Source organism: Erwinia sp. L03-1, assembly GCF_058686115.1.
The window spans coordinates 4110483-4129919 of sequence record NZ_CM178762.1 but is presented as its reverse complement, the minus strand read 5'-3'; the positions used below and the strand labels follow the sequence as shown (position 1 = coordinate 4129919).

Genomic DNA, 19437 nt, shown 5'->3' with positions numbered 1-19437 from the left:
CATCCATCCAGCCAGCCAGCGGGCACTGTCGCCAGCATCTGTGTTGAACCCCTGGGTTTTTCATTTTTAAACGCGCTAAGATATAGCTTGATGATTTTGCTACATGCCACAGGAGACCGCAGCATGGAAAACGGACCGCTCTCAGAAGACGATCTGGAATGGCTGGATGATATCCTGCTTAAATATGGCCATGACGACTCCGTACTGGACGTCTCTGAACTGGACGGCATGATGACGGCCCTCCTGTCCGGCCCTGATGTCATTATGCCTTCCCAATGGATGCCAACGATATGGGGCGGTAATGAACACCTTCCCGAGTGGGCGTCTGAACAGGAGTTCACGCGCTTTACCGAGCTGACTTTCCAGCATATGAACGACATTGGAGAGCGGCTGCGCCATGCGCCCGAGCAGTTCGAGCCCCTGTTTGGCTTCAATGAAATTGAGGGGAAGGAGTATCTCGTTGTCGAGGAGTGGTGTATCGGCTATCTGCGTGGAGTCGCGCTGGGTGACTGGTCCGCACTGCCTGCAAGCCTGCAACCCGCGCTGGACGCCATTGCCCTGCACGGTGAGGACGATAATCTTTCGGTACTGGAGCAGATGACGCAGGAGGCGTATGACCACAGTCAGGCTGCCATTGGTCCCGCTGCGCTTGGTCTTTTTCAATACTGGTTTGCACAGCGAACGGACACATTACACTAACCTGTTCCGTTCCGGGCCCTGTGCCCGGTTCAGACCGGTAGATCAATGACCAGCGCCCGCAGCGGCGTGGCGGCGGTAAGCGTCACGCTCCCTTCCTGATGTATAAAGGCACCATCGCCACAAACCAGGTCTTCTCTGGCCCGCGAGCCCGTATCGGCATGCAGCGCGCCGTGAATGGACTGCAAATAGGCGCGGGGACCATTAAGCCGGACGGCGTGCGTTTCACCCGGTGCCAGATCCAGATGATGTATCCAGACCTGCTGACGAAGCTGAAGACTGCCCTCAGCGCCGTCCGGTGAGGCAAGCAGCTGCGTGCAGTCACCGTCGGAGAGGCTTAGGCGCTGAATCGGCGAAATCTCCCGGGACGGGCAGGCATCCAGCCAGAGCTGCATGCGCGTCAGCGCCGCCTCTTTACTGACGTTATGTTCGCTGTAGCTGATATGAGGCTGGGTCGCGAGCAGTAAGGCTTCCCCCGCTCGCGCGCGATGATGATTCCCCTCGCTATCACGATATTCCGCTTCACCCTGTAGGATCAGGTTTAAAACATCGACTTTCGGATAGGTTCTGGGCTGAAAAGCGGCCCCGGGCGTCAGCACCTCCTGATTAAGCACGCGTAGCGATGCGTATCCCAGCAGATCAGGATCGAAGTAGTGACCAAAAGAAAAGCTGTAGCGCGCCTGTAGCCAACCGTAATCTGCTTTGCCACAGGCTTTCGCTATGCGACGGGTAATCATGTGACTCTCCTCAACAGTCGGTCAGCAGCTCCGACAATGCCACTATGGTAAGTTTCTGGACGCCGGATTGTTAGCCAGTTAATCTGCTTACTACATTCAAAATTCCTGACAGAGAATTGAGATGGCTAAAGATCGCGCTCTGACGCTGGAAGCGTTACGAGTCATGGATGCTATCGATCGCCGGGGCAGTTTTGCGGCGGCGGCGGATGAGCTGGGCCGGGTGCCTTCTGCGCTCAGCTACACCATGCAAAAGCTGGAGGAGGAACTGGACGTGGTGCTGTTTGACCGCTCCGGACACCGCACAAAATTCACCAACGTGGGCCGTATGCTGCTGGAGCGGGGGCGGGTCTTGCTGGAGGCGGCCGATAAGCTTACCACCGATGCAGAGGCGCTGGCGCGGGGGTGGGAAACGCATCTGACTATCGTCAGTGAGGCGCTGGTTCCCTGTGAATCGCTCTTTCCCCTGATCGATAAGCTCGCCGCGAAAGCGAATACCCAAATATCGCTGATAACAGAAGTGCTGGCGGGGGCCTGGGAGCGGCTGGAGCAGGGCAGGGCAGACATCGTCATCGCGCCGGATATGCACTTTCGTGCCTCGTCGGAAATTAATACCCGCAAATTGTACAGCATGATTAGCGTGATTGTTGCCAGTCCCGACCATCCTGTTCATGACGAGCCTGAACCGCTCTCTGAGGTGACGCGGGTGAAGTATCGCGGTATCGCCGTGGCGGATACTGCCCGCGAGCGTCCGGTGCTCACCGTACAGCTGCTGGACAAGCAGCAGCGGCTGACCGTCAGCTCAATTGCGGATAAACACCGGGCGCTGCTGGCCGGGCTGGGCGTGGCTTCAATGCCCTATCCCCTGGTGGAAAAGGATATTGCCGAAGGACGCCTGCGGGTGGTCAGCCCGGAATATACCCGCGAAGTGGACATTATTATGGCATGGCGTCGCGACAGCATGGGCGAAGCGAAAGCCTGGTGCCTGCGGGAAATCCCTAAGCTGCTGGCGAAGCGGCAGGGGTAATCGGTCTGGGGAGCGGCGCATGTTAGCGATTAACGAAAGCGCTCATCACGTCCGTGCGGTTCATCCCAGTCAAAGGCCGGCCCCAGTGAAATGATCCCGCTGGGGTTGATGGTCTTGTGGCTGCAATAGTAATGATGACGAATGTGCGCCAGGTCTACCGTCTCGTCCAGGCCGGGCATCTGATAGATCTCACGCAGGAACCCATTCAGATTCAGACAGTCGCTGATGCGATACTTATCGCATTTGAAGTGGGTAACGTAAACGGGATCGAAGCGCACCAGGGTGGTCCACAGGCGCAGATCGGCCTCGGTCAGGCGGTCGCCCGTCAGATAACGGTGCTGCCCCAGCATCTGTTCAAGCCTCTCGAGGGAATTAAACAGAGCCGTTACGGCTTCGTCATAGGCGTCCTGCGTGGTGGCGAAGCCAGATTTATAAACGCCATTATTGACCGTGTCGTAAATCCAGCCGTTAACCTGGTTAATTTTATCCCGCAGGTCTGCAGGATAATAGTCTCCCGCCCGTGCGCCAGCGGCGTCAAAAGCGCTGTTTAACATCCGCAGAATATCGGCTGACTCATTGCTGACCAGGGTGTTTTGCTGTTTGTCCCACAGAACCGGGACGGTGACTCGTCCGGTGTAGGATCGATCGGCCTGGAGATAAAGCTGGTAGAGATAGTCGTGCTGGTAAAGATCATCGCCCGTGGCACCCGGAAAGGACTTATCAAAGGTCCAGCCGTTCTCCAGCATCAGAGGGTGGACCACAGAGACGGAAATCAGCGACTCCAGCCCTTTCAGCTTACGCATAATCAGGGTGCGGTGCGCCCAGGGGCAGGCAAGGGAGACATAGAGATGATAGCGGCCCGCTTCGGCGCGAAACCCTCCCTTCCCGGTTGGCCCGGCGTCACCGCTGGCGGTCACCCAGTTGCGAAAGGCAGACTCAGAGCGGCGAAAACGACCGCCCGTGGATGCCGTGTCATACCAGTTATCGTGCCAGACGCCATCTATCAGTTGGCCCATCGTGTCATCCCCCTTGCTGTAAATGCCTAAGAGTATAGCGCCTTACTGCGTGTCGGATCGTTATCTGCCCCTGCACTCAGGCGTCAGAGGCAGACAACGTTTTTACCACTTTTTGTTGAGCAGACGATCGAGGCTGTACGCGCCCGGACCTGTGATAAACAGCAGCAGATAGCCGCCGGATATAGACAGGTTTTTCATAAAGTTGATAGAACTGCCCGCTACTGACGCATCGTTATGGAAAATCACCGCGGTAATAATCGCAAAGATGGCGGTAATAATTGCGGTAAAACGGGTCAGGAAACCAAACAGAATGGCCAGACCACCCCCGAACTCCAGAAGGATAGTGAGCGGCAGCAGAAAGCCGGGTACGTGCATGTGTTCCATATATTGCTGCGTGGCGGAGTAGCCGTTAATTTTGCCCCAGCCCGCCACGATAAACAGCACTGGCATCAGGATCCGTGCCAGCAGAAAGCCAAAGTCTTCTAATTTTTTCATCAATCACCCCAACAGGAATTATCTCAACGAACACCGGTTCGCCGCATTAAGTTCAGGCCAGTCAGGAGATTAGCTCTGACCCACCTTTGTCACTGAAGATAATATTCGCCAGGCGAAACTATTGTAAGCGAGATAAATTGTCGGAGTTTATCAGTAAAATTGAATGTGACGCAGGCCCAGTGAAAACTGGGCCACAGACGTCAGAACGGCAGGATGAAACAGGGTGAAAGCGCAGACTCAGCGATTAGGAAGATAATTGCGTACGACGCGCCAGGTGCTCCATAAGCCCAGGCCGCGCTTTGCCCAGCGGGTAATGCGGCGGGGATGGCGTACGGACCAGATGGCCATCAGGCCACTGCCGACTACGGCAAAGCGACGCAGGCTGACCAGCTTAAGCCAGCCACGGTCGTAGCGAGCGGTGGCTTCCAGAAACAGCTTTTTTTCAGCGCTTAAATCGAGCCGCTGTTGCTGTACCAGACGCAGCAGCTCCGCTTTATGTTCGGCACGTTCCCGGCTGCTGCTCATTTTTCTTCCTCCAGCAGCTTACGATCGGATTTCAGCTCTTTACGAGTGGCATTCAGCAGCGTCGAGCGGCGTGATTTGGCCAGCGTCCACAGGCCGAAAATAACCGCCAGTCCAAAAAGTACGCCGGTAGTGATCGCCACAGCCATCAGTCGATACTGCGGGCTCACCGCCCAGATAATGAGGATCATCAGGCTCATCAGGCCAAATGCGGTAAAAAGCATGGTCAGGCCGGTCATCAGGAGCATTTGAATGAGATTCGCTTTCTCTTCTTCAAGCTCCACGACCGCCAGCCGGACGCGCGTTTCTACGAGGCCTACCAGCGTGGTGACCAGACGCTGCCCAATGTTAATGACCCCTTTGCCGGGGCCCTGGCTTTGCTGAAGATTCGCCATCTTAACGACGCGTCAGCAGGACACCGAGTACCACACCAATTGCGGCACCGATACCCACGCTGGTCCATGGATTTTCACGCACGTAAACGTCGGCCTGGTCGGCTACTTCACGTGAGGTTTGTGCAATACGCTCGCCGGAGTCGCCAAGACGTGCACGCGTATCTTTTAGCGCGCTCTGCGCTTTGCTGCGAAGCTTATCCAGTTCGGATTTTGATTTTTCGCCAGTGTGGCTCAGGACTTCTTCCAGCGTATCCGCCAGGGTTTTCAGTTCCGCACGCAGATGCTCAGATGTGGTGTCTTTAGACATAACAAACTCCTTTAAATTTTGTTGTGAGAGTCATGCAGCGCTTAATAGCGAGCCGCCTGAACTTCCTTTAATTCGCGCTTTGCTTCTGCCAGTTTCTGTTCACGCCGGGTGATTTTTTTACGGTCATCGCCATCCGCCTTTTCCTTGTCCAGCTCTTTCTGCCGCTCTTCCACTTTCTGCTGATGTTCTTTGATCTTCTCCTGATGGAGCGATTTCAGTTTCTCATCCGTGCAGCCAGCGCGGGCTTCAGTCAGAGCCCGTTCCAGTCCGTTAACGCGACGTTGATTGTCATGCTGGCGGGCCAGATCGATCTCATGCTGAATGGCCTGCTCTTTTTGCTGGCAAAGGGAAGCAGCCGCATGGGAGAAAGTGGTCAGAGTTAACAGGCTTAAGCCGAGAATCGTGCGGTATTTCATATCAGATTTTCCTTTCTAATTTTGGGGCCGCAGGAACGACACCCATGATCCTGTCATGGCTATCCGGGTTAGTCTGGCTTACTAAGCATAGTCAGAAATCCTGAAAAGCTCAAAAAGAGAGAATATTCTTAGAGATAGCCTGCAAAAAATTGCCGGAGACAGGGCGTAAATGTTAGCCAACGGCCTGTTTATTCTGGCTGAGGCGGTGCATCCACTCAATCGTGCCTGGCGCGTCTGGTCGGCCAATACTGAAACCATAGGGTAACAGCTCATGAAGCACCTTTTCCGCAGCGTTGCTCTGCTCAACGGAGTCAAACTTTATCAATAACGCGTTGTTATCCGGGGTAATACTTTTGATATGTATGCCCTCCGCATTGAGCCGCTGATAAACGTAGAAGCCATCGGGCAGCGAGATGCCCTGCCGTGAAGCGCGAATTTGCAGCGCACTTTCGCTGTGAAACAGCGTGGGCAGAAAAAAGATCGCCACCAGCGCAGCCGCGCCCAGTAAAAGCATCGAAAATATCCGCCTGGTAGCGCAGAACCTGAGAAATTTGCGCATCCGGATTATCCCTTATTAGCGTCAGAGGTATTTTTTTTCCGCCACAGCACGTACAGCGATCCCGCCAGTCCGAAAACCAGCAGCACCAGGGGCAGCAGCATCAGACAGAACATCAGCTGATCTTCGTATTTGAGAAAAAGTGGCGTTTTGCCGAGCGCGAAGCCCATAACGGTGAGGATTAAGACCCATAGCAGCCCGCTCATCCAGTTAAATAACTGAAAGCGCGCATTGCTCAGGCCGGACAGGCCGGCAATGGTGGGCAGTAGCGTACGGACAAAGGCAATAAAGCGCCCCACCAGCAGCGCGGAAAGACCGTGCCGATGAAACAGGCTGTGCGCGCGCTGATGGTACTGAGCAGGAAGATGCGACAGCCACTTTTGTACGGTCGCCGTATTGCCCAGCCACCGGCCCTGAATATAGCTTACCCAGCACCCCAGGCTGGCGGCAGTGGTCAGAATAAACAGCGTCATGGGGAAGGTCATGGTGCCCTTGGCGATCAGCACCCCGACCAGAATCAGCAGGCTGTCGCCCGGCAGGAATGCCGCGGGGAGCAGACCATTTTCGAGGAATAAAATCATAAACAGCACAGCGTAAATCGCCCATACCAGCGTCGGATCGGCCAGGGAATCATAATCCTGCTGCCAGAGAGCCTGTATCAGTGCTTTAAAAATATCCATAAGGTATTCCTGAACATCATTGTTAGCCGTGTTCGGGCGGTGTCCGTCACAACGAGTTTATTATTATAATATTGAGTGCAGAACTGCGCTGAACAAAGGCGTTAATCTCCGAAATCTGGCAAGGGGATGAGGTGTTGCGTTCATGCCTGACGGTAAGAAAATGCCGCTAAATGTAACAAAATCCCGACAGGTGAGACAGCAGAAACTCTCTGCCAGAATGTTTTACAGGGGCGGGCGGTGAGCGGAAAGGCGCTTTACACAGACTGACACTTAAGAAGAGTCTCTTACGTGGCTGCTGCTACGTTGACGCGAAAGACGTGAAGCGGTCGGGACAGATACCCGACCGCGCTGGCGAGATTAAAGGCTCTTTTGCTGTTCCCGACGATCTTCTGCCATACAGGCGGCGGCGGTAAACAGAATATCGGCGGAGGAGTTCAGCGCCGTTTCGGCAGAATCCTGTAGCACGCCAATAATGAAGCCGACGGCCACCACCTGCATGGCGACATCATTAGGAATACCGAACATATTGCAGGCCACCGGGATCAGCAGCAGAGACCCCCCCGCCACGCCGGATGCGCCACAGGCACAAATTGACGCGACCAGGCTAAGCAGAATAGCTGTTCCGCTATCAACGTGGATCCCCAGCGTATGGACCGCTGCCAGCGTCAGCACGGTAATGGTGATGGAGGCGCCAGCCATGCTGATATTCGCCCCAATGGGAATGGAAACGGAATAGGTGTCCTCATCCAGCTGTAGCCTTTTCGCCAGGGCCATATTCACCGGAATATTGGCCGCCGAGCTGCGGGTGAAGAATGCGGTCACGCCGCTTTCGCGCAGGCAGGTAAATACCAGAGGATAAGGATTGCGGCGGATTTTCCACCAGACCAGGAGCGGATTAAACACCAGCGCCATCAGTAGCATACAGCCCAGCAGCAGCGCCAGCAGGTGGGCGTAATCCCACAGTGCGGCAAAGCCGGTCGAGGCAAGGATCGAGGCCACCAGGCCAAAAATCCCCAGCGGCGCAAAACGGATAACGATACGCACCAGCCCGGTAACCGCTTCTGACGCATCGTTAAGAAAGGCGCGCGTGGTATCGCTGCTATGACGAAAGGCAAAGCCCAGACCGATGGCCCAGACCAGAATGCCGATATAGTTGGCGTGCATCAGTGCATCAATGGGATTAGCCACCATGCTCATCAGCAGGCTGTGCAGCACGGCAAGAATGCCGGAAGGCGGGGCGATGGTCTGTCCCTGGTCAGCCAGCGTGAGCGTCTGTGGAAACAGATGGCTAAAGACGACCGCCACGACGGCGGCGAAGAGAGTGCTCAGCAGATAAAGCACAATAATGGGGCGGATATTGGTTTTTTGCCCCTGCTGATGGTTCGCAATCGAGGCGATCACCAGCACCATCACCAGGATGGGGGCGACGGCCTTGAGTGCGCTAACGAACAGCTCGCCAAACAGACCCACGGCCAGCGCATTCTCCTTCGAAAACCACGCCAGCGCCATTCCAGCGAACAGGCCAATCATAATCTGTGTAACCAGGCTTCCCTGCATCAGGCGCTGGAGTAACCCCGCGCGTTCTTTTCCCATATTCATATTCAACAACCAGCTTAGTGTGTGATCCTGATGCGCGTCAGCGTCGTCTGCGCTGAACATAGCGGCATTCTCGTGTTTGCGCTGAGGAGTATAAGGAAATGTCATGGCAGGGGAAGCGAAAAGTGATCCTGCCACTCCGGGTGATTATCCAGCTTTGCGACGGTTGCGCTGGTTAACCCAGGCGTTGATCAGCAGCGTCACCGCCAGAATCCCGCCAACCGTCGCCAGCGAGGCCGCCACCGGAATGTGGTAGAAATCGACGATCAGCATTTTGATACCGATAAATACCAGCACTACCGCCAGGCCATATTTCAGCATGGAAAAGCGCTCCGCCACGCTTGCGAGCAGGAAATACATGGCACGGAGGCCCAGAATGGCGAAAAGGTTGGAGGTCAGCACGATAAAGGGGTCGGTAGTGACCGCGAAAATGGCCGGGATGCTGTCTGCGGCGAAGATCACATCGCTAATCTCAACCATGATTAATGCCAGCAGCAGCGGTGTGGCAAACAGTAACCCATTGCGACGGATAAAGAACTTCTCGCCCTCCAGCCCCTCCGTCATGCGCAGGTGGCCACGCAGCCAGCGAATCAGCGGCTTGTCTCCCGCCGGTTTTTCGTCCTCTCCACCCGGAATAGCCATCTTAACCCCGGTAAACAGCAGGAAGATGCCGAAGAGATACAGCACCCAGCTAAACTCGGTCACCAGCCAGCTTCCGGCGAAAATCATCAGGGTGCGCAGGACGATCGCGCCAAGCACCCCGTAAATCAACACTCGCCGCTGCAGTGCGGGGGGAATGGCGAAATAGCTGAACAGCATCAGCCAGACGAAGACGTTATCCACGGCCAGCGCTTTTTCCAGCACGTAACCGGTCAGAAAAGCCAGGGTCTGGCGATGTGCCACCTCAGGTCCTGCGGTGGCCTGCAGGTAGGCCCAAAGCGCGGCGCTGAATAACAGCGACACGGTCACCCAGATAAGTGACCAGACGGCTGCCTGTTTGAAGGTCATGGTTTGTGCGCCGCGTCGGCCCTGGAGGAACAGGTCGATGGCAAGCATAATCAATACGATGGCGGCAAAGCAGCCCCAGAGAAGCGGTGTACCCGTGGTGTGCATAGCGCGGTATCCTGTACAAAATAAAATGGCCAACGTTGGACGACGTCAGCCACAGTATTTTTGCTGTATGCAAACCTCGCCTTACGGCAAGGTCTCACTTACAACACAGGATGGGATCCTGGATGCCCGGTAACCGGGTGCTTACGCACCGTATTGACGATTAGCCGGCAATGAAGTTACTCCCCTTTGCTGAGGCAGACGATAAGGAAGCGCGACCGAAAGGTCAATACTCTTCAGTCATATTTAGACATATTTACAGAGCCAACGGCGGCGCTGGCAGGCGCAGCGATCCGATGAGAGTTTGATTTTTGTCGGCACCTCTCCCACGATAAGGGCTGAAAGCGGAGCCGGGGATAAACGAGACTCATGACGACGGGCAGCAGACATGCACTTAAGACGGGCAACAGACACGCTCTGAACTGGACCAGTATTCTGGTCGCCATCCCGGTGGGTTTTGCCGCCACGCTGGTGACGCTGGGCTTCAGGCTGGTCATTGAAATCATTAACTCGCTGCTGTTTGGCAGTAAACAGGATGTCACCCAGGCGATTGCCGTGTATCCGGCTTACTTCTGGCCGCTGATTGTGGGCGGCGGCGGCCTGATAGCCGGGTTCTTCCTGCGCTACGCCACGGCCATTGAGAAAAAAGAAACGGTGCGCACCGATTACCTGGAAGTGATCAATGCCAGGCTGGATGCCGTACCCACGAAAACGTCGCTGTTCCGCGCGCTCTCCTCGATAGCCAGCATCGGCAGCGGCGCCTCCATCGGTAAAGAGGGACCGATGGTTCAGCTCTCGGCGCTTATTGGCAGCCTGATGGGGCGCTTCTGCTTTCCGCGTCTGGCGTTAAGAAACAGTGACGTTGTGGCGATGGCCGCCGCCGCTGGCCTCTCTTCGGTTTATCATGCGCCGCTGGCGTCGGCTATTTTTGTGGCGGAGATCGCGTTTGGCATCTCGGCGCTACAGCGGCTTATCCCGCTGATCATCTCCTCCGGCGTGGCGGTACTCACGCTCTGGGCGCTGGGATACCGCTCCGCCATCTATCCTTTCTCCCACGCTCAGTTTGACCTGACGCCGGGGAATATGCTGCTGACCGTCGCGGTAGGCTTGCTGGCCGGGCTGGTGGGCGGCGGGATGATATGGCTGATCCAGCAGAGTCGACAGCGCTTCAGTCGGGTGACAAGCCTGCCGCTGCGGCTGGGGCTGGGCGGGCTGATTGTTGGGGCGATGGCGATAGCCACCCCGGCCATTCTCGGTAATGGCTATGAAGTGATTGTGGGAATCATGGCCGGTGGCTTTATGATCAAGGGGCTGATGATTTTGCTGGTGCTGAAGATGCTCGCAACTGCCATATCGGTCGGGTCTAACGCCGTGGGCGGTCTGTTTACCCCGTCGCTGCTAACGGGCGCGGTGCTTGGCGTACTGGTCGCGATGCTGGCGCGTCTGGCGGGTTTTCCGGTCAGCGATCCGGTGGTCTTTGCCGCCGTCGGCATGGGGGCGGTGCTGGCCTCAGTGAGTCAGGCTCCTCTGATGGCGATGCTGATGGTGCTGGAGATGACCCTCAACAGCAGTTTGCTGTTCCCGACGATGATCGCCTGCGTGCTGGCGACCATGACGGCTTACCGATTACAGGTCAATAGCACCTACCCGGTGGTTAAAAACCACTTCAGCCGTTCGGATGCGAAGTTCGATTTCGACAACGGCATTATTTCGCAGTTTATCGTCTCCGGCGCGGCGCTAAAGCCTGGAGATTCGGTGGGCAAAGCGCTGGCAGTCAGCACGCTAAAGCGCGAACGATTTGTCTATGTTATCAATGATAACGGGCAATTTATGGGGGCCGTCTCTATTCACGATATTTCCCATAAGGTTCTGGATAAAGAGATCACGCTGGAGTCACCGGTTAGCTGCGTAGTGGATGCCAGCTTTCCCACCGTTTATGAAAACCAGACCATTACCCAGGGATGGGAGGCGTTTGCCAGAGTGACGCTGGAACGGCTGCCTGTGCTGAATAATCCCCAGGAACGGAAATACCTCGGCGCGCTGACCAAAACCAGCCTGATCCAGAAGGCTGAGGCATTTCTTTAGGCCTGCTGATAACCGGTGGGGCAGGGGATCACTGTGGGCTTTCACAGGGAATGTGGGCCCTTTTTATTGCTTAAACAATCAACAGGGTTCTCGCACATCGGTGAAACAGGCTAAACTTTGCTGAAAAGAATGATCGCGCTCTCTTTCGGGAGGTGAATTTTTATCGTTACTTCATAAACAGTTGAAGGGGTCATCACTCCTGTACGCTCCGTCGTTTCCTGCATCGCTATAAAAAGAGGCTCTTCTTATGGGCGGTTTTGATTGTGTTTATGACGGCACCCTGGCGGTTGGCTATGCCAATGCGCTTTATTCACAACGGGGATATGAACTGTGCCATTCGCCCGATTTAACAGAAATGAGAAAAAAATTCCTGCAGGAAAAAATCGGATACTGTAAAAATAAAATATCGGAAATGGAAAAGCTGTTTAATGACTTTATCGAAAATTATAATGAAATAGGCGGTCGGCAGGCAGCGCCTCGTTACGATACTATGGTGATATTAGGCACGTTAAAATCACGCCTCGACTCAAGGCTTAATACGGCCATGGAATATGCCGAAAATAATAAGTTCTCGCGGATAGTGATTACCGGTGGATTTAACGGCAGCTTTTCAGAGAGTGGCTATATGGAAGAAAAACTTCTGGAGAGAGGTATTTCACCCTCACTCATCGTCGCGGAAAGCAGGGCGAGAGATACTCTGGGCAATGCGATCTTCTCCGCAGATATCTTCGCAGACCACAGCAACTCTGTTCTGGTGGTAACCTCTTGTTATCATGCTCCGCGCGCGCACTGTCTGTTTCGTAAGGTGCTTCCTCAGCATATTGGCCTCACCACTGCCATGAGCAAAAAGCCTGAGGAGATGCGCTTTCTTGAACAAAACCGGAGGTCAGTGATCAACGATGAGATGCGCGCCCTTAACAAAGCGATTCGCAACATTGTTGGCTACACTGAGCCTGGCGGAATGACGCTGCAGCACTTCCAGCGTAAGCTGTTGAGAGAGCATGATTTATATAAAGAATAAGCCGTTCGGGCGCGTAAAGATGCTTATCCATTGCGGCAGGCTCAATGCATACGCCTGCTCTATCGAATCAGGGCCGATGCCAGGCAAAGGCCCTGCCTCCATACAGCGGCTTATTTTTTAGCTTCAACGCCCGGTGCGGCTGAGCGAACCATAAACTGTTCGGTCACGTCCGGCAGATGCTTAAGCGCCCAGTCGGCCATGGCGACTTCTTCCTCGCGAATTTGTGCAAAAATACGTGCGCCTTCGCGATCGCCAACCAGTTCGGCGGCCGCAATAAGCGAGGTATAGCTGGCTATCTCAAGGTTTTCAAAAACATAGCCGCTGATCGCGCCCTTTACCACTTCATCATCGGCCAGCATGCCGCCCATTGCCTGGCCGAGTGCCGACAGCTTCCCGACCGCATCCTTAAGCGTCGAGTGGGAGGTGTCAAAGCGATCAATAACCGACTGCACCAGCACCTGCTGCTGCCGCGTCTCCTCGATATGCTGTTTAATGCGTGCCTTTAAATCCGGGTAGTGCTCCAGTCGTCCGGCCATTTTTTCAAGCATGCTTTCTGCCTGCTTCTCCATTGCATGGGCGTCTTTAACCCAGGCCAGGTAGTTTTCCTGATGTGTCATCTTGGACCTCTTAATGTGTCATGGCGCGTCAGAACGTACGTTTGCCATAGATGCGATTTAAAAAAAACCTTTCAGAGAAAAACGACTTTAAATATCTATTTAAAGGGTAGGCCATAACTGGAGCGCGCAGGGAAGAAATAAAAATAAATGCGATATTAAGACGACTTCTGTCGGCGTGAGTCAACAACAGGGTTAACCGTGCTTCCGGATAGCGCTACAGATTTGAGCCATGTGTTAAGCAGACCGTCGCATGCGTGGCTGCACGTAGCGAGGCGAAGGGATAAATTTATACCCTGTGTGCATCGCGTGACCTCCGGTGCAACTAATTGTAAGTAAGGGTTTGAATTCTGATGAATATAAACAGGAACTGCACCGCTTCGCTATTTTTGTACTACGATCATTCTTCGCTGTGAATACAAAAAGTCCGTATGACTCCCTGAAAACAGGGGCTATTTACAGCGTGATGATGAATAAAGCGAAAATATCGCTCAGTGGTTTATTAAAGACTGGCACTATGCCGGTTGCAGAGGAGAAAAGTATGTCTGGAACAGATCGCCCTCAACCCCCTCTACCAGAACAGCAGCAGTCATGGCCTGGCAGTACAAACAAGATGCAGCCCCGGCCCGACCATGGTGAAGAGTCTTACAAAGGCTCTGGCCGCCTGGCCGGGAAGAAAGCCATCATCACCGGCGGCGACTCGGGCATCGGTCGCGCCGTGGCTATTGCCTACGCTCGTGAGGGGGCCGATGTGCTTATCTCCTATCTTGATGAGCATGAGGATGCGCAGGATACGGCCCGCCTGATTGAAGAGGCAGGGCAAAAAGCGGTACTGGTTGCCGGGGATATTACGGATGCGGATCACTGTCGTGCCATCGTTAATAAAGCCGTTGCAGATTTCGGCGAGATAAACATTGTGGTGAACAATGCCGCATTTCAGATGACGCGTCACTCACTGGATGAGATCAGTGAGGAAGAGTTTGACCGTACCATGAAGACCAATATTTACGCGATGTTCCATATTTGCAAAGCGGCTGTCCCTCATATGCCACGCGGCGGATCAATTATTAACACCGCATCCATTAATGCAGACAGCCCGAAACCTAAGCTGATTGCTTATTCGGCTACCAAGGCGGCGATCATCAACTTCTCGGGTAGCCTCGCTGCGCTGCTGGCTGACAAGGGGATCCGCGCAAACGCGGTTGCGCCAGGTCCCATCTGGACGCCTCTGATCCCCACCACGATGCCAGCCGAACAGGTTGAGAGCTTTGGCAGTGAGGTTCCGCTTAAGCGTGCCGGTCAACCCGCTGAACTGGCCGCACCGTACGTGATGCTGGCCAGTGACGAAGCCAGCTATATTTCCGGCGCGACCATTGCCGTCACCGGCGGCGTCGCCGTTATCTGATAACGATCGTCATGGGGCTTGTGCCCCATGTACCCGCCCGGTAATCCCCGACGCTTCCCTAGCACGGGAAAATTTACACTTGCCTTTGATATGCCCGGCTACGGCGATGCAAGGCATATTAAAGGCTACGACGTTAATGCTATGACAGCACATCCCGACCAGAGCATACGGGCCCTGGCGCTGGCAAAACGCATGTTGAAATTTGCTGAGGCGTTATAACGGCAGGACAGGCTGTGGGCAGGGAACGCCCGCGGAAGCAGGGAGAGTGGGAGGGGAGTAAAATGCGTAACGGTGCGCGCTCCCAGACGGAAGCTGCGCACCGCGTTCATAAGTCTTCACTTCCCCGCAACGGACGCGGGGAAAGGCTGCTTAGAACTTCTTATCAACGGGCGGGGTGTTAAGACGCGTTTCTTTATCGTGCTCAACTTCCACTTCCTGACGACGTACGCTGTCCTTAACGGTTTCGGTACGGGCAGTTTCTTCGCCGCGAAGACCGACTTCCTCTTTCACACGCGTGGTCTTCTCGATGGTTGGGATCTCATGAGACTCTTCAACCTCGATGGTTTTATCGGACCAGTCAACGTCGTTCAGATAGGCAGGTTCATCGACTGCGCGACGGAAAACTTCAGCGTGCTGATCGTACAGTGAAACGTCTTCTGCCACTTCATCTTCTACCGTGTAACGGCGAAGGCGAACGGAACCATCGCTGACCTGACGCTTACCAATTGCCACTTCTTCTTCCGCAAGCTTCAGCGCATCGCGGTCGGTTTCAACACCTTTACCTGCTGGCGTGGCGACAGGGGTCTGAGCAGTGGTAGGGAGCGAGCCTGGGGTCGTACCAAGGTCATTAGTCTCTCCGGCAAATTCGCCGCCGGTCAGCGCGCCACGGTGGGTGGACAGCGAAGAGTAGTCGGCTGCAAAGGCGCTCAATTCATGTTCAATATGGTCGGCCTGGTCTTTAGGGACTTTTACCGTAAGCAGAACACCACCGGAACGCAGCGCTTTGCTGTACTCGGTTGCATAGTTATCATCGACATCGGTACCGAACAGACGCTGCCAGAAGCTTGGGTGGCGAATCTCTTTATCTTCGACCTGTAATCTTTTACCTGAAATAATATCGATATTTTTTTCAGCAATACCTTCGACGATCAATTTTTCTTTCGCCGCTTCTGCCTGTTGAAGTTGGTTGAACGCGGTTACGATTTTTTCATGTGACATAAATGGATCCTCGTAGATTAATTAAATCAGGTTTCTTCTTTCTCGATAGTGACTTCCTGATTACGCAGAGTAATGCTCTGCCTGAAACTTTCGGTTTTGCTGCGCTTGTGGATATGAATTTCTTCCTTAAGCACGTTTCGACGGACAATTTCTACCTGTTCCTCAATGACGGGAATAATAAGTACATCCCCTTCCTGACGAACCTGCGGTGAATCGTTTTCACCCAACACCTGATTAATGGTGACATGTCGAATATCGACTTCATCGTGCGAAAGCTCGGCTTCAAGTAACTCTTCATTGACGTGTGTCGTGCGATGTATGCGGTACCTCGCGTCGACGCTGCGTTCTTTAGAGATGTTAACCTGCTCTTCAGCCAGCTGCATTTTATCTACGCCTTCAGCGTATTCATCCAGCGGCTCGTTTTTATTTCCCATATGGTTAACCTTAGTGAGAATATTTAAAAATTTGCCATCGGGCTGAACGCGTATTTAATTCACCGCTTCGGTATAACGTCCTGCACGCTATTAACTTTAGCAAGGAATGCGCATGGCGCGAGTTTAATTGGCCTTTCAAATGTAACAACTTGTAATTGGTGTTAAATTAGCGCATCGCTTAGGAATACTCTTATTTTATGTCGCCTAACTGAATGATTCTGATAAATTAATGTCCCAAAGATAATTATGAAAATATTTATTTAACGTTATTTGATAAAGTGCTTTAGAGGGTTATATGCCGAAATTTTCATTTATTTATGAGCCTGGTAGTACCATATAATATAAGAGTTATCGCGTCGCGGGATGGCTTAAATGCAGGATTATCGGCGATCCGGGTAACGCGCGCTTGAAAAATAGCAGCACGCAATATCGCTCAACGCTGTAGTGTACCCCGGTTGCACCCTGCACAACGCCGTCACGGCGTGAATCCGTCCAGGGAGCCTCGGCTCGCGCAGCTATGCGCCCGACGGTCTGCTTAGCTGCATGGCTCCACCTGTAGCACTCTTTAGAACAGCTATTTAGCTCTCCCGGCCACGCAGCGCCTGTTCGGTAAGCCATAGCCGCGTGTCAAACTCCAGCTGGTGATACTGCGGCTCCATATGACAGCAGAGCTGGTAGAAACTCTTGTTATGATCCTTCTCTTTTATATGTGCCAGCTCGTGAACCACGATCATTCGCAGGAAAGCCTCAGGGGCCTGTTTAAAGAGGGTGGCGACGCGAATCTCGGCCTTAGCCTTTAACTTCCCGCCCTGAACCCGTGAAATGGCGGTATGCAGCCCAAGCGCATGCTTCATCACCTTTATTTTACTGTCGTAAATCACCTTATTGAGCGGGGGGGCGTTACGTAGCGCCTGCGTTTTTAGCGTCAGCGCATAGTCATAGAGCGCGCGATCGCTGGTGATATTGTGTCTCTCAGGATAGCGCTTGCGCAGCACGTCACCCAGCCGCTGCTCATCGATCAGCTGGCGAACCTGTGCCAGCAGCGACTCGGGATACCCCTGAAGATAAATCAATGACATGCCTGCTCCTGCAAGAAAAACGTTTACTGTCGGCCCGTTTTAGGGGATAAATCGCGGGAATTTTACCACGCCGGAGATCCCATGAGCCAACTCGAACTGAGCCACCGCACGCTGACGCTGCATCGTTTTCCCCAGATGCGCGAAGAGAGTCCGCTGCAGGCCTGGGACGCCGCAGATGAATATCTGCTGAAACACCTTGAAAACTCAGCGATTGGTGGCCCCACCATCCTGTTTAACGATACCTTCGGAACGCTGGCCTGCGCCCTGCAGGGCGCCGACCTGTACAGCGTCAGCGATTCTTATATCAGCCAGCAGGCGACGCGGCAAAATCTCTCACTGAACGGGATGGACGAAGGCGAAGTACGCCTGCTGGACAGTCTCTCCCCCCTGCCTGCCGCGCCCGCCCGCGTGCTGATTAAAATTCCCAGGACGCTGGCCCTGCTGGAGCAGCAGCTACGCGCCCTGCGCAGCGTGGTCACCCCTGACACGCAGGTGATTGCCGCAGCCAGAGCGAAGGATATTCACACCTCGACCCTACAGCTGTTTGAGCGCGTGCTGGGGCCAACCACCACCTCGCTGGCAGTGAAAAAAGCGCGGCTGGTCTTCTGTACGCCAGACCTGCCGCCGCTGGCCGAAGGGCCCGTGACCTACGTATGGCCGCTGGAGGGCACCGACTATCAGATTCACAACCACGCTAACGTCTTTGCCCGCAGCGGCCTGGACGTGGGTGCGCGTTTCTTTATGGCGCATTTGCCGGAAAACGTTGAGGGTGAGATGGTTGACCTCGGCTGCGGTAATGGTGTCATTGGCCTGACGGCGCTGGCGCAGAATCCGGCGGCTGAGATGCATTTTATTGATGAATCCTGTATGGCGGTCGCCTCAAGTCAGCTGAATGTCGCCACCAACCGCCCGGACGACCTGGCCCGCAGCCATTTTGCCGTCAATAATGCGCTGGCCGGATTCCCCTCCGACCGTCTGCATGCGGTGCTGTGCAATCCGCCGTTTCACCAGCAGAACACCCTGACCGATCACATTGCCTGGCAGATGTTTCGCGACGCCCGTCGCTGCCTGCAATACGGCGGTGAACTGCGCGTGGTCGGTAATCGTCACCTGGACTACTACCGCAAGATGAAAAAGCTGTTCGGCAACTGCACCACCGTCGCCTCACATCAGAAATTCGTCATACTGCGTTCGGTTAAGCTTCGCTAAATCCGGCGCTTCCATACGCCTGACGCCGTGAGATCCACGAAAATCGCTGCTCATAGCCATGATTAAAGTGGCTATTGCGGCGGTAGCTCGCCTGCTCTTCCGCCATACAGTAGGTGCAGATCCGACTTATCTCGATCTGCGCTTCCGGCACGCCTTCGCGCATCGCCATGCGTTTTGCCAGCAGCGGCAGGTCAAACCAGACTCCCTGGGTGGTCCCTGCGGCCTGAGCGCGCCGCGCGTGGGGGTTGGTGGGCTGCTGAGGGGAGAAGGGCAGCAGCGGCGCAAGCCCGTGCGGGTTTTCCTGCGCCGTGCGGGCAATCAGGTCTTCTCCCAGCTCATAGCAGCAGGGGCCGATGGCCGGGCCAATCGCTATAAACAGACTCTCGGGCGTGGCGCCCTGTTCACACAGGCGACGAAGCGTGTTGATCAGCACGCCCTTTAGCGCGCCGTTCAGGCCCGCGTGGACGGCAGCAACCTGGCGCTGGCGGGTATCGGCAATCAGAATGGGCAGGCAGTCGGCGGTGTAAACGGCCACCGGACGCGTTCCGGTGGCGATCAGCGCATCCGCTTCGCGGCTTTTTACCGGCAGCGCGTCGCTGTCGGGCACCACCACGGCGGTATGACGCTGGTGATTGTAGATGGCATCCGCGGGAGGCCGCTCTCCGGCGGGCAGGAAGGCGTGATCGAGCCAGCCGAAGGACGACAGCAGCGGTGAGTGCCAGACAGGGGTCATAGGGTTTCCTTATCGATAGCCAGCAGGAGAACAATCTCTTCACATTATGCGGGAAATGCGACATTTTAAGGCGTTATTTTACCCCTCCT

22 protein-coding genes are annotated in these 19437 nt (G+C 54.8%); 6 read left to right on the top strand and 16 right to left on the bottom strand.

The annotated features are described in order from the left end of the window. Positions 1-123: 123 nt before the first annotated feature. Entirely contained in the window at positions 124-699 is a 576-nt protein-coding gene (locus tag AC4PCC_RS18955; protein ID WP_492125556.1) for a YecA/YgfB family protein, read from the top strand. 29 nt (positions 700-728) lie between these two features. On the opposite strand, the gene AC4PCC_RS18950 is transcribed toward AC4PCC_RS18955, so the two are convergent. Next, complete coding sequence (locus AC4PCC_RS18950; protein WP_492125555.1) at positions 729-1433, bottom strand: pirin family protein; 705 nt, start codon at positions 1431-1433, stop codon at positions 729-731. Between the two features lie 121 nt (positions 1434-1554). Here AC4PCC_RS18950 and AC4PCC_RS18945 point away from each other — a divergent pair, with 121 nt between their 5' ends. Continuing rightward, positions 1555-2457: a LysR family transcriptional regulator gene (locus AC4PCC_RS18945; protein ID WP_492125554.1), complete on the top strand. Its 903-nt coding sequence runs from the start codon at positions 1555-1557 to the stop codon at positions 2455-2457. 29 nt (positions 2458-2486) lie between these two features. On the opposite strand, the gene AC4PCC_RS18940 is transcribed toward AC4PCC_RS18945, so the two are convergent. From AC4PCC_RS18940 to AC4PCC_RS18895, 10 genes are all read right to left on the bottom strand, one after another. Next, positions 2487-3473: a glutathione S-transferase family protein gene (locus AC4PCC_RS18940; protein WP_492125553.1), complete on the bottom strand. Its 987-nt coding sequence runs from the start codon at positions 3471-3473 to the stop codon at positions 2487-2489. A 102-nt stretch (positions 3474-3575) separates the two neighbouring features. Further along, positions 3576-3968 carry a DoxX family protein gene (locus AC4PCC_RS18935; protein WP_492125552.1) on the bottom strand — a complete coding sequence of 131 codons (393 nt, stop codon included), beginning with the start codon at positions 3966-3968 and terminating at the stop codon, positions 3576-3578. Between the two features lie 237 nt (positions 3969-4205). Beyond that, entirely contained in the window at positions 4206-4493 is a 288-nt protein-coding gene (locus AC4PCC_RS18930) for a YqjK-like family protein (RefSeq protein WP_067704012.1), read from the bottom strand. Continuing rightward, complete coding sequence (locus AC4PCC_RS18925; protein WP_067704009.1) at positions 4490-4885, bottom strand: phage holin family protein; 396 nt, start codon at positions 4883-4885, stop codon at positions 4490-4492. The genes AC4PCC_RS18930 and AC4PCC_RS18925 overlap by 4 nt, the downstream gene beginning before the upstream one ends. Before the next feature lies 1 nt (position 4886). Continuing rightward, on the bottom strand, positions 4887-5192 hold the full coding sequence (locus tag AC4PCC_RS18920) for an ElaB/YgaM/YqjD family protein (protein ID WP_067704006.1): 306 nt from the start codon (positions 5190-5192) through the stop codon (positions 4887-4889). Between the two features lie 41 nt (positions 5193-5233). Then, positions 5234-5608: a DUF1090 domain-containing protein gene (locus tag AC4PCC_RS18915; protein WP_067704003.1), complete on the bottom strand. Its 375-nt coding sequence runs from the start codon at positions 5606-5608 to the stop codon at positions 5234-5236. A 172-nt stretch (positions 5609-5780) separates the two neighbouring features. Further along, the gene (gene mzrA, locus AC4PCC_RS18910) at positions 5781-6167 is read right to left on the bottom strand and encodes an EnvZ/OmpR regulon moderator MzrA (protein ID WP_492125551.1); all 387 of its coding nucleotides are present in this window, start codon (positions 6165-6167) and stop codon (positions 5781-5783) included. A gap of 5 nt (positions 6168-6172) precedes the next feature. After that, positions 6173-6844: a DedA family protein gene (locus AC4PCC_RS18905; protein ID WP_492125550.1), complete on the bottom strand. Its 672-nt coding sequence runs from the start codon at positions 6842-6844 to the stop codon at positions 6173-6175. Positions 6845-7201: 357 nt separating this feature from the next. After that, positions 7202-8437, bottom strand: a complete 1236-nt coding sequence (sstT, locus tag AC4PCC_RS18900; protein WP_492127571.1) for a serine/threonine transporter SstT — start codon at positions 8435-8437, stop codon at positions 7202-7204. 150 nt (positions 8438-8587) lie between these two features. Beyond that, positions 8588-9553: a TerC family protein gene (locus AC4PCC_RS18895; RefSeq protein ID WP_492125549.1), complete on the bottom strand. Its 966-nt coding sequence runs from the start codon at positions 9551-9553 to the stop codon at positions 8588-8590. 366 nt (positions 9554-9919) lie between these two features. On the opposite strand from AC4PCC_RS18895, the gene AC4PCC_RS18890 reads away from it, so the two are divergent. Beyond that, a complete protein-coding gene (locus tag AC4PCC_RS18890; RefSeq protein WP_492125548.1) occupies positions 9920-11635 on the top strand; it encodes a chloride channel protein in 1716 nt (571 codons plus the stop codon). A gap of 247 nt (positions 11636-11882) precedes the next feature. Beyond that, positions 11883-12656 (top strand): YdcF family protein, encoded by a 774-nt coding sequence (locus AC4PCC_RS18885; protein ID WP_492125547.1) that lies wholly within the window; start codon positions 11883-11885, stop codon positions 12654-12656. A gap of 110 nt (positions 12657-12766) precedes the next feature. Here the strand turns inward: AC4PCC_RS18885 and AC4PCC_RS18880 are convergent, their stop codons facing one another. Further along, entirely contained in the window at positions 12767-13273 is a 507-nt protein-coding gene (locus AC4PCC_RS18880; protein ID WP_345830218.1) for a ferritin-like domain-containing protein, read from the bottom strand. Positions 13274-13811: 538 nt separating this feature from the next. Between AC4PCC_RS18880 and AC4PCC_RS18875 the strand changes: the two genes are divergently transcribed. Next, positions 13812-14675 (top strand): glucose 1-dehydrogenase, encoded by an 864-nt coding sequence (locus AC4PCC_RS18875; protein ID WP_492125546.1) that lies wholly within the window; start codon positions 13812-13814, stop codon positions 14673-14675. 369 nt (positions 14676-15044) lie between these two features. Here AC4PCC_RS18875 and AC4PCC_RS18870 read toward each other — a convergent pair whose 3' ends face one another. The 3 genes from AC4PCC_RS18870 to AC4PCC_RS18860 all read right to left on the bottom strand — a co-directional run bounded on the left by AC4PCC_RS18870 (position 15045) and on the right by AC4PCC_RS18860 (position 17406). After that, positions 15045-15893, bottom strand: a complete 849-nt coding sequence (locus tag AC4PCC_RS18870; protein WP_492125545.1) for a YsnF/AvaK domain-containing protein — start codon at positions 15891-15893, stop codon at positions 15045-15047. A gap of 26 nt (positions 15894-15919) precedes the next feature. Then, positions 15920-16327 (bottom strand): YsnF/AvaK domain-containing protein, encoded by a 408-nt coding sequence (locus AC4PCC_RS18865; protein WP_492125544.1) that lies wholly within the window; start codon positions 16325-16327, stop codon positions 15920-15922. Positions 16328-16905: 578 nt separating this feature from the next. Further along, the gene (locus AC4PCC_RS18860) at positions 16906-17406 is read right to left on the bottom strand and encodes a M48 metallopeptidase family protein (RefSeq protein ID WP_492125543.1); all 501 of its coding nucleotides are present in this window, start codon (positions 17404-17406) and stop codon (positions 16906-16908) included. An 81-nt stretch (positions 17407-17487) separates the two neighbouring features. Here AC4PCC_RS18860 and rlmG point away from each other — a divergent pair, with 81 nt between their 5' ends. After that, positions 17488-18615 carry a 23S rRNA (guanine(1835)-N(2))-methyltransferase RlmG gene (rlmG, locus tag AC4PCC_RS18855; protein ID WP_492125542.1) on the top strand — a complete coding sequence of 376 codons (1128 nt, stop codon included), beginning with the start codon at positions 17488-17490 and terminating at the stop codon, positions 18613-18615. Here the strand turns inward: rlmG and AC4PCC_RS18850 are convergent. Further along, positions 18602-19348, bottom strand: a complete 747-nt coding sequence (locus AC4PCC_RS18850) for a purine nucleoside phosphorylase YfiH/LACC1 family protein (RefSeq protein ID WP_492125541.1) — start codon at positions 19346-19348, stop codon at positions 18602-18604. The genes rlmG and AC4PCC_RS18850 overlap by 14 nt on opposite strands. Positions 19349-19437: the final 89 nt, after the last annotated feature.